Origin of the sequence: Stenotrophomonas sp. SPM, from assembly GCF_003105135.1 — a bacterium.
Lineage (GTDB): Bacteria > Pseudomonadota > Gammaproteobacteria > Xanthomonadales > Xanthomonadaceae > Stenotrophomonas.
Genome location: NZ_QETL01000195.1, coordinates 1 through 2,072, shown reverse-complemented (window position 1 = coordinate 2,072; position 2,072 = coordinate 1). Strand labels below are relative to the sequence as shown.

Genomic DNA, 2,072 nt, shown 5'->3' with positions numbered 1-2,072 from the left:
GTCGAGCCATGCTCGACTGATCCTCACAGCAGTCGAGCATGGCTCGACTCAACAAAAGCCGGCCGCGAACGTAATCAGAACAGCGGCCGCAGGATCAGCTCCAGCCCGAGCAGCAGCAGGAACCCAAGGAAGCACGCGCGGAATACCCGTGCGCTGATGCGCTGGCGGATCACCTGCCCCAGCCACATGCCCAGCAGCGCCGGCACAACCGCCAGCGCACTCAACCCAAGCTGCTGCACACCAAACGCGCCGTTGATCACCAGCCCGGTGGTCAGCGAAATGGTCGACACGGTGAACGCCAGGCCCAGCGCCTGCACCAGCTCCTCGCGCTGCATGCCCAGCGACTGCAGGTAAGGCACGGCCGGCATCACGAACACACCGGTGGCACCGGTGACCATGCCGGATATCGCACCAACCAGCGGCCCCAGCCAGCGCTCGCGCCGCTGCGGCACGCGGAACACCGGCGCCACCAGCGCATAGAGCGCGTACACCACCAAGGCCACACCGAGGGCAACGCGCGACCAGGTGCGATCCACCCGTACCAGCAGCGCGGCCGAACCCAGCGTCACCACCACCACTGCCAGCATCATCGGCCACAGCCGCCGCACGGTAGGGCCCAGCGAAGGACCGGACAGCAGCTGCCACGCATTGGTGACGAAGGTGGGAATGAACAGCATCGAGGCCGCCGCCACCGGCGACAGCGCACCACCGAGCAGGCCCATCGCCACCGTCGGCAGGCCCATGCCGGTCACGCCCTTGACCACGCCGGCCAGCACAAACACCACCACCAGCAACCCATAGAAGTACATCGTCTCGTTCATGCTGCCATTGGAGCGGGCGCTGCACGGGCGCACAATGCGGTCTTGCCGCCACAGCCTTCGGACCAGCCGAAGGCAGGCTCGACCGGAGCACTCAAAATGCGGATGGACATCGCCGACCTGCGCCTGTTCCTGGCTGTGGCCGATGCCGGCAGCATCACCGCCGGCGCCGCGCTGGCCAACCTGGCACTGGGCTCGGCCAGCGAACGCCTGCGCGCGATCGAAGCCGATGCCGGTACGGCACTGTTGAACCGGCATCCGCGCGGGGTCAGCGTGACCGAAGCCGGTGCCGCCCTCGCCCACCACGCACGGCTGATCCTGCAGCAGCAGGCGCAGCTGCGCGGCGAGATGGACGCCTTCGCCCACGGCGCGCGCGGGACCCTGCATCTGTATGCCAACACCGCGGCGCTGACCAACTACCTGCCCTCGCGGCTGGCGCCCTGGCTGGCGCAGCGGCCGCGCCTGCACGTGGAGCTGCACGAACGCACCAGCACCGATGTCGTGCGCGCGCTCGCCGCCGGACAAGCCGAAGCCGGCATCATCAGCGACGCCGTACCGGCCGACGGCCTGCAGCGGCACGTGGTGTCCGAAGACCCGCTGGTGATGCTGCTGCCCGCCAAGCACCGCTTCGCGTCGCGACGCACGCTCGACTTCGTTGATGTGCTGGGCGAGACCTTCGTCGCCCTGGCCGATGGCAATGCACTGCAGACCTACGTGGAGGAACTCGCAGGCGAGGCAGGACGTCGGCTCGATGTGCGCATCCGCATGAAAACCTTCGAAGGGCTGTGCACGATGGTCGGCCATGGCATCGGCGTGGGCATCGTGCCGAAGACGGTCGCGCGGCAGCATCGGCGCAGCACGCACACCGCCGCGGTACCGCTTGCCGATGCCTGGGCGCAGCGTCGCCTGTGCGCGTGCTTCGCCGACTGGACGCGCTTGTCACCGGCGATGCGCAGCCTGCTGCAGCACCTCGGCGTACCGCCGCATAAAAAAGCGTGAAATGTTGTTGACACATCCTCAGTCGTTCCCCATAATTCGTCTCCTGAGTCGCCCAGGTGGCGGAATTGGTAGACGCACTAGCTTCAGGTGCTAGCGGGGGCAACTTCGTGGAGGTTCGAGTCCTCTCCTGGGCACCATGACTCAGCAAATGATCAAACCCGCGCAAGCGGGTTTTTTCATGTCCGGCGTTCGGGAACTGCACGAATGCGAGGGGTCCATCCACGCATGGCGTGGATCTACTGGGTGATCAAACCG

At 66.9% G+C, this 2,072-nt stretch carries 2 protein-coding genes and 1 tRNA gene; 2 read left to right on the top strand and 1 reads right to left on the bottom strand.

The window, feature by feature from the left end; genetic code table 11:
* Positions 1–74: 74 nt before the first annotated feature.
* Complete coding sequence (locus DCO49_RS19885) at positions 75–821, bottom strand: sulfite exporter TauE/SafE family protein (RefSeq protein WP_097048390.1); 747 nt, start codon at positions 819–821, stop codon at positions 75–77.
* Positions 822–917: 96 nt separating this feature from the next.
* On the opposite strand from DCO49_RS19885, the gene DCO49_RS19880 reads away from it, so the two are divergent.
* Together DCO49_RS19880 and DCO49_RS19875 are read left to right on the top strand one after the other, a co-directional pair.
* A complete protein-coding gene (locus DCO49_RS19880) occupies positions 918–1,817 on the top strand; it encodes a LysR substrate-binding domain-containing protein (RefSeq protein WP_116865447.1) in 900 nt (299 codons plus the stop codon).
* 50 nt (positions 1,818–1,867) lie between these two features.
* A tRNA-Leu gene (locus tag DCO49_RS19875) sits at positions 1,868–1,954 on the top strand.
* The last annotated feature ends 118 nt before the right edge of the window (positions 1,955–2,072 follow it).

Excerpts from the sequence above, each read along its gene's own strand:
- DCO49_RS19885 (WP_097048390.1), bottom strand. The coding sequence starts at position 821 with ATGAACGAGACGATGTACTTCTATGGGTTGCTGGTGGTGGTGTTTGTG.
- DCO49_RS19880 (WP_116865447.1), top strand. The coding sequence starts at position 918 with ATGCGGATGGACATCGCCGACCTGCGCCTGTTCCTGGCTGTGGCCGAT.